The sequence below is a fragment of the Alcanivorax sp. genome (genome assembly GCF_002726155.1).
Lineage (GTDB): Bacteria > Pseudomonadota > Gammaproteobacteria > Pseudomonadales > Alcanivoracaceae > Alcanivorax.
Window position 1 is genome coordinate 1 of the sequence record NZ_PBSH01000052.1, and the last position, 12504, is coordinate 12504.

Below are 12504 nucleotides of genomic sequence, written 5' to 3' on the forward strand. Positions count from 1 at the left end.
ACTAGTGGGGAGCAAATGTTCTTCGAAAATGACATTTTGATGCCTGGTGAATCTGCTCGTGCTTACATAAAGCTTCTTGCTCCTGAGTATTACCCGAAAAGTTTGAGTGTGGGCAAAGAAATCAATATGAATTCAGGGGGCAGGGTTATTGGTAAAGTCACAATTCTAGAATTATACAATGAGATTCTTTTGGGGGGCAGTTAACAATGCCATGCATGCGACAAGCGCATGATGGTCGGCGTTATGTGAAAGGAGATGGTGAGTACATTTAGGCCGATAGGGGTAATAGGTGGGGAGGTTATGGCTCCCGTGGCGCTTGTTGGCTCCATAGCTCTTCTGCTGGTTTTGTTGCGTTACGTAAGTATTAGATTGGTTCCATCGGATCAAAACAACATTAAGGAGATGCCTATGAAGAAAACATTAACTGTACGTACTCGTGTGTTTTTAAGCTCAACTTTTGAAAACATCTGGGCTATCGGAGTCGGCAGCGTTGTTCCACACCTATCTGCCTAAGTGTATTCACCACATAACAATGCAAGGCAGCGGACGTTCCGCCGCTGCTCTCGGCGTTATGCATTAAATAAGAGGGGGAAGAATGCAATTACTTAATGGTCTTATAACGGGCGCTATGTTCGCAGCAAGCGCCTACCTGGTTATTACTCTTAATGGGATTGCGAATACAGCAGGAGAGAAGGGTAAGAAGCTTCTGAAAAATGCGCTTCTCTTTTTGGTGATAATTCCAATGGTTGCTGGTTTTCTTAAAGGTGTGTTGGGGCTTGGAAATGAGACGGCGTCTGGTCTATATATTGGCTATTTTGCGTATATCTCTGGTATTTCCGGTGTCTTTTTTCTCGCGAAAGGGCTTCGGCAAGCCATTCTTGAGGCTTCAATGCCAAAAAATGTGGAAACTGAAGAAGCATAACAATGCCATGCATGCGACAAGCGCATGATGGCGGGCGTTAGGTATCGAAGTGATGGATAGAAATCCAGTGGTGCAGAAGTTTTATTCGGTTATAGCTGCTTCAGGGTTGGGGTTGGTTACAAATCTTGTTCTTTTCTTCCTGGCTGCCTTTTTATTTTCCGGCCCAGAAGGAGGGGAGTGGGTAAGAGTATATTTTGGTGGTGATGGTGAGTGGTTTTTGGGCGTTACAGCAATCTTGGCGGTATGTTATTTCCCTCTAGTGAAAAATTTAAGGGTGATTTGATGCATCTGCCGCCCCTCTCGAACCTAACAAGCCAAGGCAGAGGGACAAATTTTGCATCGCTGCGCTCAAAACGCAAAATCTGCCCCTGCTTGGGGCGTTATGCATAAGAGGGGATCGATGAAGAAAATATTTGTTCTGGTATTTGCTGCTTCACTTTTTGGCTGCGGATCTGCCCCCACCGTTAAGGAGGAGCTCGGGTATGAAGGTCACAATTCGGATGGGTTGGCTGTCTCAGAGCTTTTGGAGCAATTAAAATCGAATCCTGATGTGCAAGTGAGAGTTGAGCGTGGTTGGCAAATCGCAGAAGTTAAGTCAGAAAGGACTCTGTATTCATTTACGCCAGAAACGCATCCGGCTCACCCTTCGTATGTAAAACGTGAAGTGGTACAGAAGGAAGGTTCTATTTTGATTGAAACTAGGGCTCGTTGCGGTGCTGCAAAAGACGTTTGCGACCAGCTCGTAAGAGACTTTATTGAACTAAACAATAGGGTCCAAAAAAGTGTCGGCGACAAGTAATGCATAACAAGCGGCGCCAGGCGGATCAAATTTCCGCTCCTCCGTCGCTCCAATTTGCCCGCTGCGCCGGGCGTTAGCTGCACCAAATAATTAAAATCGAGAAGGAATTTAGAATGGCAAAATCATATCCACCCTACATGAACGCTACGGGGCTTATCAGTAAAATACTAGATAAAATTAAAGTTGCTGCAACACCAGATAGATTTACTCAGGATTACCTCGCTACCGAACTTGGATTTAGTGGGGGAAGTGCTAGAGCCTTCATTTCTTTCGCCAAAAAAATTGGGTTTTTGGGAGGTGATGGAAGCCCAACGGATCTATACAAGCAGTTTAGAAACACAAACTCCTCTATAGCTAAAGCTGCTATGGCTGAAGCCATTAAAAAAGGCTACGCAGATATTTATTCCAGAAATGAATACGCCCATAGCCTGAGCAAGGCGGATCTGGAAGGTCTCATCATGGAGATGACGGGGTCGGAGAAGGGCAATAAAACTGTTCAGGCGGTTGTTGGCTCATTTGAAGCACTGAAAGGGTTTGCAGACTTTGATGTATCTACGGCAGATATCGTTCACGAAAAACCAGATAGTGCAGATACGGAAGTGAATATACCCGTCGGCCCGACTAGTATTTCCAGCGATGATGGCGAAATCGGCCTCAATTTGTCTTATACCATTAATTTGGTACTACCGAAGACAGATGATGTTGCGGTGTTCAATGCAATATTTAAGAGCTTAAGAGAAAACCTACTGAAGAAATAATATGGAAGACAAAATAAAGCTATTTGCCATTTCTAACCAAATGGCAGAAAGAACATTAGATTATGTCGAGAAAGATCTAAAGATCGATTTAGGCCGAGATTCAGGCCATGAATCGGACAAGGATGAAGAATATTATCCTCAGTTCCAGCATTCTATCCGCTCTGAAGCAAGAGAAATGGCAATTCACTATGAATTATTCTATTGCCTGGAAGTATCTATACGAAATATCGTAAGTGAAAAGCTGGTGTCAGAGCTAGGTGAAGACTGGTGGAACCAAGCAGAAATTCCCGAACATATTAGGAAAAATGTAAAGGATAATATCCAGCGAGAAGTAGACTCAGCATTTACTCAGCGATCAGATGACGAGTTAGACTACACGACGTTTGGTGAGCTGGGCGAAATTGTTCGAAAGAACTGGGATAAATTTGGTGATCTTTTCAACAGCCAGAAAGGCTTCAACCGAGTCATGAACAACTTGAATCTCCTAAGAGGGCCTATAGCACATTGCAGCCCACTCGCAGAAGATGAAATAGTTCGACTCCGCCTTACTGTAGGAGATTGGTTTAGGCTGATGGAGTAAGCAGCTAACAAGCGCATGTTGTCGGACTGGATTTCCGCTGCGCTCCAAACCAGCCGCAAATGCGAGCGTTATATCTCACGGAGGGGTATATGAGAAAACTGGTAAGTTCAGGCTCTCCTCTGGAAGAACCGATTGGGTTTTCCAGAGCATGCAGAGTTGGAAACATGATTTCGGTTTCGGGCACGGCACCCATAGATAATGGTGAAACTACTTGTGTTGGGGATGTCTATGGGCAGACCAAGTATTGCCTTGAGTTGTCTATTCGGGCTATCGAGGAAGCTGGTGGAAAACCGACAGATATAATCAGAACTCGCATTATGCTTACTGACATTTCCCGTTGGGAGGAAGCCGCCAAAGCACATGGTGAGCTGTTTTCTGCAATAAAGCCGGCATGCACGTTTGTTGAAGTGAGTCGATTTATCAACCCGGCCTGGCTCGTAGAGACGGAGATCGATTGTGTCCTTGAGAAGGTATAACGAGGCCATTGAGTCTGTTCCGGGCCGACGGTCCTCCATCGGGCGTCCCTGTCAGGCCGCCACTTATGGCGCGCGTTATGCCTGCAAGTAAACCCATGAAAGGAATCACCGGTGTTCAAAGTAAAAGCAACCCAGCATGTGCTGGCTGTCAAGGATCTCGAAACCACGGAAAACTACTTTCTGGACAAGCTTGGGTTTTCCGTCCGTTTTCATGTAGACGGCTGGTCGTTTCTTAGCCTGGGCAGTTTTCATGTAATGGTGGGACATTGCCCGGACGAAACATCTGCCGGTGACACCAACGAGCATTCGTATTTCGCCTATGTGAACTGTGAGTGCATCGACGAGCTTTACCAGGATTACCAAAAGCGTGGCGCTGATATTTTTCAGGAGATCGCAGATAAGCCCTGGGGGTTGCGTGAGTTTGGTGTAGCCACACCGGACGGTCACCGGATCATGTTTGGTGAAGATATTGATCCAGACGGACCGTAAATCAGGCCGATATAACTTACGGAGCTGCACGCCAGGCCTCTCTTCTTTGTTTCAGTGAACATGTCCCTCCCTGCTAGTCCCCCGGCCATTAATATGCTATCCAGAAGTCATTCAGCAATGAGGATGAACGGATGCATTTTCTCAAGGCAACCTTGATTGGCGGGGTGGCGTTTCTTATCCCGGTTGTTGTGCTGATGGTGGTGTTTGGCAAGGCGTTTGAGCTTATGTCGCGCCTGGCGGCACCGGTGCAGCGCTTTGTGCCTCTGGAATCGATTGGCGGGATTGCGGTGGCGGACCTGATGGCCGTTTTGGCGATGGTGCTGGTGTGCTTCTTCGCCGGCCTGTTTGCCATGAGCAGGGTGGCGCGGCGGTTTTACCATCGTCTCGATGGACTGTTAATGCTGTTGCCCGGCTATGCCTTTATCAAATCCTTTTCCCAGTCCTTGTCGCTGGACGCAAGCGGGGAGGCATTAATGGTGCCGGTGCAGGTGCGTTTCGATGATTATTCGCAACTGTGTTTTGAAGTGGGGCGCGCTGATGACGGCGAGGTGACGATTTATCTGCCTGGTGCGCCGGATCCCTGGTCGGGGTCGCTGATCCAAGTCGCCGCCGATCGCGTTGAGCGGCTGACCATGAGTATGCCGCAGGCGGTGAGTTGTATTCGAAACCTGGGCCGTGAGAGGGGAGCTGGAAAGGCGGGTTAACGGCCTGTATGGTCATAGAGAATCTGGGGTTTGTGCGGTCACCGCTGACCAGTCTGTTTGCCGAATAAGGATGTTGTGTATGGCGAAGAATGCTGTGTTGCGAAGTTCAACCATTCTCGTGCCGGTGTTTGTGCCGGCGGTTATCGTTGCGTTATTACTGATTATTGGCACGATCAGCGACCCGGAGCTGGCGGGGGAGGCGTTTTCGGCTGCCCAGTCCTGGATCACCGTTAACTTCGGCTGGTTCTATATGCTGGTGGTGGCGCTGTTCTTTATCTTCATTGTCGGTATCAGCCTGACCTCCTGGGGCAACATCAAGTTGGGGCCAGACCATTGTGAGGCGGAGTATTCGTTTCCGGAATGGTTCGCCATGTTGTTTTCGGCGGGTTATGGCATCGCGCTGTTGTTCTTCGGTGTGGCCGAACCTGTGCTGCATTATGCCGAGCCGCCAGTGGGCGCGGCGCAAACGGTGGATGCGGCGAAGCAGGCCATGCAGATTGCGTTCTTCCACTGGGGCTTCCATATCTGGGCGATTTACGGGCTGGTCGGTTTGGTGATGGCGTATTTCGCCTTCCGTCACGGTTTGCCGTTGTCCATGCGCTCAGCGTTTTATCCGCTCATCGGTGAAAAAATTTACGGCCCAATCGGCCATGCCATCGACGTGTTTGCCATTCTCGGCACCATGTTCGGTATCGCCACTACCCTGGGCCTGTCGGCGGCGCAGATTAATGCCGGGCTGAATTACCTGTGGGATGTGCCGGTGGGCAACATGGTGCAGATCAGCGCTATCGCTATTGTTACCGCGCTGGCGACGGTGTCGGTGGTGGCCGGGATGGACAAGGGTGTGAAGCGCCTGTCGATCCTGAATATGGTGTTGGCCGTGACACTGATGCTGTTCGTGTTTGTGGTCGGCCCCACCGTCCATATTCTGGAAAGTTTTGTGCAGAACACGGGCAGTTACCTGAGCAATATTGTCGAGCGTACGTTTAATTTGCAGGCGTATACGCACAGTGACTGGATCGGCAACTGGACCCTGTTTATTTTCAGCTGGACCATCGCCTGGGCGCCCTTCGTGGGCTTGTTTATTGCGAAAATCAGCCGTGGCCGCACCATTCGCCAGTTTGTGGTCGGGGTGATGCTGGTGCCCAGTATCTTTACCTTCCTGTGGTTCTCGGTGTTTGGCGATACGGCACTGAACGCGATCATGGAACAAGGCTATACCGAGCTGGTCACTCAGGTGCAGGCGGACAAGGCGGTGGCCCTGTTCCAGCTGTTCGATCACCTGCCCTGGTCCACGCTGGTGTCGTTCCTTGCGGTGTGCCTGATTGTGACCTTCTTTGTGACGTCGTCGGATTCCGGCTCGCTGGTGGGGGATTCCCTGGCGTCTGGTGGCGTGCTGGAAACTCCGGCCTGGCAGCGGATTTTCTGGGCGGTGCTGGAAGGTGCCATCGCGTCTGTGCTGTTGTTGGCCGGCGGTTTGAGTGCGCTACAGACCATGACCATGGTCAGTGCGTTGCCGTTTGCGATCATCATTCTACTGGCCGCCGTGGGCATGTGGCGGGCGCTGGTGATTGAGGGGCATCGGGAAACCAGCTTGCAGGCGCATATGGCCCATAGTCGCCATATGACGGGCAGCCAGTGGCGCCACCGTCTTACTGCCATGATTCGTTACCCTACCCGGGAAGAAGTGGAAGCCTTCATCCGTGAGACTGCCATGGGCAGTATGACCAAGGTGGTCGAAGAGCTGCGCAAGGCTGGCTGGGATGCGGCGGTGGATTTCGACGAGCAGTTTATCCGTGCCGAGCTGGTGGTGAACCGCGATGAGCATGTGGGCTTTATCTATGATATTCGCCTGATTACCACGCCGGTGCCGGAATACGCCTACAGCAGCCGCGAGGCCAAGGTGAGCGATGCTCATGAGTATTGCCGCGCCGAGGTGTTCCTGCGCCGTGGCGGCCGTTCCTACGATGTGTTCGGTTACGATGAGGTGGATATCATCCGCGATATGCTCGACCAGTTTGAAAACTATCTGCACTTCCTGAATGTGGCCCCGGGCAAGCTGCCCTGGGAAATGGCGGAGCACGATGACCTGCTGCGCGATCAACCCGGTGACGACAGTGAAGGGAATAATGGAGAAGGCGACGGGAGTGTGAAGCCGGTGTAATGGCTCGCTAACCGAAATGGTGTTATCGCTCGGGCGCCCCACATGTTGGGGCGTCTTTCGTTTCAGGCCAATGTCGGATTACGCCTTTAGGCTCTCTGTGCCCTTGGGTAAATCTGACCTGTAAAACCAGACGACTCTCTGGTTTTGTAGGTTGAATTAGCCTGAAAGGCGTAATCCAACATTTAGGGTAGTCAAAACTCGAAGGGTGAGAGTTCAGCGTTTGCGTGCCAGTTTTTCCAGGCTCATCAGGGTATCCAGATAATTCACGAAGTGTTCCAGATACGCGGGTGACAGCTCGCGCAGGGTTTCGATGGAGCGGGTCACCAGCCGGTGGGAGTTGAGGGGGCCGGCGTCACTGGGCGTTTGGGTAATAGCATCGTCGATGCGCTGGCGAGCCTGGTGTGCCTGCCGCTGGCTACGCAGCTGGCGCAAGGCGCTCAGTTCCCGTTGTCGGGGCGGCGGTGGTGGGGGGCTGGCGCCATTGTCTGCCAGAACCTGGGTTTCCTGTTGCTTCAACATGCTTGCCAGTGCGTTGTGCTCTTGCGCGTCCTCATCCGCAGGTGCGGCACGGTAGGCCTGCTGCAAGGGCGCAAACGGTGACGGGTTTGCCGTCTGGCGCCGCCGTAGCAGAGAGCGGAACTGGCCAGGATTGTCGGTGGGTTCCCCGGCACGTTGCAGGGTTTCCCGTGCCTGATTCAGCGCGTCTTCGTACTCGCTCAGTTGGCTAGCCAGTTTGCCCTGTGTGCTGATGGGGGGCTCAGGCAGCGCCGCCAGCCGTTGGGCAAGGCTGGCCAGGTAGTGGAACTGCACCGGCTCGAAATATTCCGCGCCCTGTTCGCGCAGGGCGGTTAGCCGCTCCAGCAGGGCGCCGAGTGTGGGCGAGGGCGCGGCGTGATCAGGGTGCATCGGCTTCCTCGCTTTGCCTTGGCACCGTGGTCAGCTCTACCCGGCGGTTACGGGCACGGCTGTCGGCGTCGTTGTTGGGGGCCACCGGCTGGTTGTCGCCGAAAGCGGCGGCAAACACCTGGTCCGCCGGCATGCCCTGTTCGATCAGGGTGCGGGTGACGGTGAGTGCTCGCTGCGCCGACAGGCCCCAGTTATCCGCGTAACGGCCGTTGCCCCGGTTGATGGGCAGGTCGTCGGTGAAGCCGCTGACCATGAGCATGTCGTCATGCTGGCTGAGAAATACCTGCAGTGGTTTCACCAGATCGCTTAGCAGGGCTTCGCCTTCCGGTTGCAGCTGGTCGGAGTTGAGCTGGAACAGCACGCTGCCACTGATGCCGATGCGGCCGTTGTGGAAGGTTACTCGACCGCTGGCTAACGGGTCGGCCAGCGCTTCTTCCAGTGCCATGCGGCGCTGTTCTTCGGCGAGGCGTTTGGCTTTTTCCTGCTCCAGAGACTGGCTTAATTCCAGCTGGATACCGATTACCCACACCAGTAACAGCACCAGAATGCCCACCAGCGCGGCCATCAGGTCCGAGAAGATGGCCCAGACCGGCGAGGCCTGGGCATCGCTGTCGTGTAATTCGTCCATCAGTTGACCTCGGAAGCCGGGCGCTGGCTATCCTGCGCGGGCGCCTCGCTATGGCGCAGGCTGGCCAGGGCATCAATCACGTCTTTCTGTGAGGCCATGCTCAGCTCGATCACCTCGCGGGCCTGTTCCACGTAGTAACCCAGTTGCTCGTCGGCGCGGGCGGACGATTTCTCCAGCGAGCTTTCCACCTGCTGCAGGTTGTCCAGCAGGGTGTCGTTGGCACTGCTGAATACCTGCACGGCAGCGGTAAAGGCATCGCTGAGGCTGGCCACTTCGGCGGCGCTGCCGGTGACATCGCCGGCCACCTGATTGAGGCGGGAGGCCTGTTCACTGACCTGCCGGGAAAAGGTGTCGCTGACCTGACTCAAGGTTTCGCTGGAGGTGCGGATCAGGGTATCGATGGCGTCGCGCTGGGCACTGGCGGCGGCTTGCTGGCCACTGAGCAGGGTGTCCAGCTCGGCCATGATGCGGCGGCGTTCTTCCAGCAGTTCGTTGTCCCGTTCGCTGCTGTGGGTCATTTCCTCGCGCAGGCGGGTGATCACCTCCGCGGCCGCTTTGGGGGTCTGCGAAGCGGTTTCGATCAGTCGCGTCATCGGTGCTTCCAGGGCGGTGCCCAGACGGCCCAGATGCTCGGTGACAGTGGTTTCCAGCCCGGCCAGGCGCTCGCTGGCGGCATCGCCGCGGGCCGCTTCCTGATCACGCAGGGTATTGAGTTGTTCGCCCAGTTGCTTGATCAGGCTGTCCATGCCGGTTTGCTGACCGCTGAGTAACCCGGCGGCGCTGTCACGGAATTCGCTGTTGTGCTCGTGCAGGGCGCTACGGATCTCGCTGACCAGCGTGGCCACGGTTTGTTGCTGTTCGCTGAGGCCGGTTTGCCAGTGCTGGCTGGCTTGCTCGGTGCTGGCCTGGAATTGCCCGGCGATGGCAGCGAACTGTTTTTCGCTCTGTTCAGCCACGGTCTGCTGGGTGCGTTGTACCTGCTGGAGCAGTTCCGCGCCGCTGGCCCGGTGGACTTCCAGCCCGGCGTTCCAGCTGTCCATGGCCTGGCGGGTGGCGGCCTGGAATTGCTCGGTAATGGCGGCCAGTTGTTGTTCGCTGGCGTTGCCCAGTTGTTGCTGGGTGTCGCGGACCTGTTGCAGCAGGGTGTCGCTGTTGTGCTGGAACTGGTCGTGGTGGGCGGCCAGGGACGTGCTGATGTCGTTGACCAGCCGGGCGCTGGTTTGCTGATGCTCGGCGAGGCCGGCGCGCCATTGTTCGGCGGCGTGTTCGGTGGTGTCGCGGAAGCGCTCGGTGAGGGTGCCGAGTTGCTGTTCGGTGATGGCGTTGAGCTTTTCGTGGGTGCCCTGAACCTGCTCGCTGAGGCTGGCCAGGGATTGGGCCATGATCGGCTGTACGCTCTCGGCGGCCAGGCGGCTGCTATCGGCCAGGGTGTCACGCAGGGAATCGCCCACGGAGCGCGCCAACCCCTGGTATTGCTCCTGGAGTCCGTTGTGGAAGGCTTGCTGATTGCCAGTGAGCTGCTCGCCCATTTGTTCCATGCGCCCGGTGAGGGTCTGCAGGGCGGTGACCAGTTCCGGGAAGGCTTGTGACTGGCTTTGCAGAGCCGCGTAGGCGGCTTCACGTTGGTGATTCAGGGAGAAGCGGTACAGCTGGCCATCTACGGCGTCGTCCAGATGGCGGGAGACCTCCATGCGGTCGCGACGGCACAGGGTGGCGGTGAGGCCCAGCATGGCGGAGGCGGCTACCCCGGCAATGGAGGTGCCAAAGGCCAGGCTCAGGCCGGCGATGGGCGCGGACAGGGCGCTGCGAATGGCGGTCAATTCACTGCTGCCATCCAGGGCGGTGGCGGCGCCTTTCAGGGTGACGATCATGCCTACAAAGGTGCCGAGCAGGCCGAGCATGACCAGCAGGCCGGTGAGGTAAGGGGTCAGCACCGGGCCTGGCAGGGCGGAGGGCTGGCCGTCGACGCGGCGTTGTACAGCATGGCGCAGGGTGCGGGGCAGGTCGGTGAGCCAGCGGGTCAGGGAATCCCGGCCGGCATCGGGCTCGGGGAGCTGCTGCAGTTGTTGATCCAGCCGGGCGGTGTCGCGGCGGTAGCGTAGCAGTTCCAGAAAGCCCAGCCCGTAGACGGCGGCGATCAGCAGGGTAACGGTGAGGGCCACCGGATTGCGCAAAAAGGTGGCGCCAATCCAGATAACGGCCACGGCGCCAAGGGCAAAGGGCAGAGCAAACAAAAAACGTCTCATGGGGTGGTGCTTTCCTTGTGATCAATGGTGGCGAACGTGGAGCCGGTGTTTGCGTCTGAGGACGCGGCGGTGGCTGCGCCCAGCAGGCCCAGAATGGGCTCCTGACGGGCGTCCAGTTCAGCCAGCAACAGCATTTGAATTTCCTGGCAGAATTGGGCGAGCCAGCCGTTGGCGGCCATCCAGTCCTGCGGTGGTGTGTGTTGGCCCTGCTGCCAGAGCGTGCGGTAACGCTTTTCCAGAAAGGCGGGCAGGGCAGTAAAGCAGCGGCGTACGTAGGTTGAGAGGCTGTGCTCGAACACCGCATCCAGCTCGGCCAGCCGTGCCAGCTCGGCACTGTGTGCGGTGAGCTGGCGCCGGGCACGCAGGCGCAGGTTGGTCAGCGCGGCAATCATTTGCCGCTGGTGGGCCTGGTGGAAGCGCTCATAGGGGCCAAAGGTGGGGCGTTTGTCTGCCGGGGTATCGCGATTGACGGCGGGCAGGCTGATCACCGAAGCGGCCTGTTTGCCGGCGAAGCTGTAGCTCAGGTTCTCCAGCAGGGTGTTACGGGTTTTCAGCAGGTCGGCCTGCAGGGTGTCGGTGATATCGTCCCGGGGGGTAAACGGGCCGTTGGGGCGGTGCTGGGTGGCGGCATCCAGAGCAATGGTGTCGGACAGGTCAAACAGGCGCCCCAACCGTTCGGCAAAGCAGGGGTGCGAGGACGCGGCGGCTTTCGGGTCCAGGCTGGCGAGCAGCTGTACCAGCCGGCTGCCGGCGGGGCCGGTTTGCGCGGGTGTTTGCGTCCTATGCATACTGTTGTCCATGGCGACTGCAGATACGGGAAAACGGGTTATCGGTGGCTGCAGCAAGGTGCTGCCTTTCCCGATTAGAATGGATCGGTAGCCAGCCGCCCATTCTAATCGGGAAAGGCCGGCGATGATAATGCGCTGGTCGGTTGAAAGATGGGTTGCGAAATCTGTCGTAGGGCCGGCACGCAAAGGAGTGCGACATGAACGCATGGAAAACCGCGATACCGGTGATGCTGCTGGCGTCGGGCCTGCTTTCCGGCTGCCAGCCGGGCAAACCAGTGGGCGCCGATCGGGACCGTCACGGCTGCCTGCTGTCCGGTGGCTATCAATGGTGCCCGGCCACCGCCGCCTGTGAGCGCCCCTGGGAGCTGGCTGAAGCCCATGGCTTTGCCAATACGACAGCAGGCTTTGAGCATTTTTGTACCGGTGCGGATCCGGACCAATGAGTCAATGCGGGAAGAGATGCGGGAAGAGGCGCGGTGAGTGAATTAAGCGCAGTCCGTTTGCTGGCGGATTATAATCAGTGGATGAACGGGCGCCTCTACGAGGCCGCCGCGGCCTTGCCGGATGCGGTGCGCCAGCAAGACCGTGGGGCCTTTTTCGGGTCTGTCGAAGGGACGCTGAATCATCTGGTGGTGGCGGATACGCTGTGGTTAAAACGGTTTGCGCTGCACCCGGCGTGTATCGACAGCCTTGCGCCCATTACGATTCTGCCCACGCCGCCGGCGCTGGATGCACCGGTGCGGGACACGTTTTCTGAATTGCACATGCACCGGTTATGGCTGGATCAGCAAATTGTGGTGTGGTGTGGGAATCTGCGTGACGCCGATCTGGAATATCTGTTGTCCTACCGTAACAGCAAGGGTGTTGCGGCGCGGCGGCGGTTTGGCAGTTTGTTAACGCATTTTTTCAATCACCAGACTCACCATCGTGGCCAAGTGAGCACCTTGATGTCGCAGGTTGGCGTTGATGTGGGTGTGACGGATTTGCTGGTACGTATTGCCAACGATTTACAATAAGCGAGGCCTGTATTGGTAGCGCCACTGC

General features: G+C 56.2%; 16 protein-coding genes. 12 read left to right on the forward strand and 4 right to left on the reverse strand.

The features are described from left to right. The 10 genes from CL546_RS15640 to CL546_RS15685 form a co-directional block, all read left to right on the forward strand. Positions 1-204 (forward strand): hypothetical protein (locus CL546_RS15640; protein ID WP_463671048.1); only part of this gene is annotated, 204 nt, incomplete at its 5' end. Positions 205-595: 391 nt separating this feature from the next. Continuing rightward, a complete protein-coding gene (locus CL546_RS15645) occupies positions 596-922 on the forward strand; it encodes a hypothetical protein (RefSeq protein ID WP_290496597.1) in 327 nt (108 codons plus the stop codon). A 52-nt stretch (positions 923-974) separates the two neighbouring features. Further along, positions 975-1205, forward strand: a complete 231-nt coding sequence (locus tag CL546_RS15650) for a hypothetical protein (protein ID WP_290496598.1) — start codon at positions 975-977, stop codon at positions 1203-1205. 117 nt (positions 1206-1322) lie between these two features. Next, positions 1323-1721 (forward strand): hypothetical protein, encoded by a 399-nt coding sequence (locus tag CL546_RS15655; RefSeq protein ID WP_290496600.1) that lies wholly within the window; start codon positions 1323-1325, stop codon positions 1719-1721. Between the two features lie 113 nt (positions 1722-1834). Continuing rightward, a complete protein-coding gene (locus tag CL546_RS15660) occupies positions 1835-2479 on the forward strand; it encodes a DUF5343 domain-containing protein (protein WP_290496602.1) in 645 nt (214 codons plus the stop codon). Between the two features lies 1 nt (position 2480). Then, on the forward strand, positions 2481-3059 hold the full coding sequence (locus CL546_RS15665) for a Swt1 family HEPN domain-containing protein (protein WP_290496603.1): 579 nt from the start codon (positions 2481-2483) through the stop codon (positions 3057-3059). Between the two features lie 89 nt (positions 3060-3148). Continuing rightward, a complete protein-coding gene (locus CL546_RS15670) occupies positions 3149-3535 on the forward strand; it encodes a RidA family protein (RefSeq protein WP_290496604.1) in 387 nt (128 codons plus the stop codon). Positions 3536-3646: 111 nt separating this feature from the next. Continuing rightward, positions 3647-4024, forward strand: coding sequence for a VOC family protein (locus CL546_RS15675; protein WP_290496606.1), 378 nt, complete (start codon positions 3647-3649; stop codon positions 4022-4024). Between the two features lie 131 nt (positions 4025-4155). Further along, a complete protein-coding gene (locus tag CL546_RS15680; RefSeq protein WP_290496607.1) occupies positions 4156-4728 on the forward strand; it encodes a DUF502 domain-containing protein in 573 nt (190 codons plus the stop codon). Positions 4729-4807: 79 nt separating this feature from the next. Next, on the forward strand, positions 4808-6892 hold the full coding sequence (locus tag CL546_RS15685; protein WP_290496609.1) for a BCCT family transporter: 2085 nt from the start codon (positions 4808-4810) through the stop codon (positions 6890-6892). 213 nt (positions 6893-7105) lie between these two features. Here CL546_RS15685 and CL546_RS15690 read toward each other — a convergent pair whose 3' ends face one another. From CL546_RS15690 to CL546_RS15705, 4 genes are read right to left on the reverse strand one after another with little or no spacing between them, the layout of a single operon-like run. Beyond that, entirely contained in the window at positions 7106-7798 is a 693-nt protein-coding gene (locus tag CL546_RS15690) for a DUF2894 domain-containing protein (protein WP_290496611.1), read from the reverse strand. Beyond that, complete coding sequence (locus CL546_RS15695; protein WP_290496613.1) at positions 7788-8426, reverse strand: OmpA family protein; 639 nt, start codon at positions 8424-8426, stop codon at positions 7788-7790. Before CL546_RS15695 ends, CL546_RS15690 begins: the two co-directional genes overlap by 11 nt. Further along, positions 8426-10672: a DUF802 domain-containing protein gene (locus CL546_RS15700; RefSeq protein WP_290496615.1), complete on the reverse strand. Its 2247-nt coding sequence runs from the start codon at positions 10670-10672 to the stop codon at positions 8426-8428. The genes CL546_RS15695 and CL546_RS15700 overlap by 1 nt, the downstream gene beginning before the upstream one ends. Further along, complete coding sequence (locus tag CL546_RS15705; RefSeq protein ID WP_290496617.1) at positions 10669-11460, reverse strand: DUF3348 domain-containing protein; 792 nt, start codon at positions 11458-11460, stop codon at positions 10669-10671. Before CL546_RS15705 ends, CL546_RS15700 begins: the two co-directional genes overlap by 4 nt. A 197-nt stretch (positions 11461-11657) precedes the next feature. On the opposite strand from CL546_RS15705, the gene CL546_RS15710 reads away from it, so the two are divergent. Together CL546_RS15710 and CL546_RS15715 are read left to right on the forward strand one after the other, a co-directional pair. Next, positions 11658-11903, forward strand: a complete 246-nt coding sequence (locus CL546_RS15710; protein ID WP_290496619.1) for a serine protease — start codon at positions 11658-11660, stop codon at positions 11901-11903. A 33-nt stretch (positions 11904-11936) separates the two neighbouring features. Beyond that, complete coding sequence (locus CL546_RS15715) at positions 11937-12476, forward strand: DinB family protein (RefSeq protein ID WP_290496621.1); 540 nt, start codon at positions 11937-11939, stop codon at positions 12474-12476. Positions 12477-12504: the final 28 nt, after the last annotated feature.